Annotated in this window: 1 protein-coding gene; it reads left to right on the top strand. The window is 61.3% G+C overall.

Annotated elements, in window-relative coordinates:
• Nucleotides 1-235 (top strand): SPOR domain-containing protein (locus ACPYOG_RS20845; RefSeq protein ID WP_481295958.1); only part of this gene is annotated, 235 nt, incomplete at both ends.

Here is a 235-nt window from a genome sequence, read left to right as displayed (position 1 = left end):
AAGCAAGGCTGAGCGTGACCCGACCGGCTGGGTTGTGCAGATCGGCGTTTCTTCCAGCAAGGATGGTGCAAGCGATCTCCTCGATGCAGCCAGAAGCAAGGGCGGCAAGGCATTGCGCTCGGCGAAGCCCTATACGGTCGCCTTCGACGGCGGCTATCGCGCGCGCTTCGGTGGTTTCGATGATCAGAACTCGGCAATCAACGCCTGCAAGGCTCTCAAGCGGGCTGGCGTAAAG

It is taken from the genome of Leifsonia sp. HAY1-4F (genome assembly GCF_056755275.1).
This window is presented reverse-complemented; position numbering and strand designations above follow the sequence as displayed.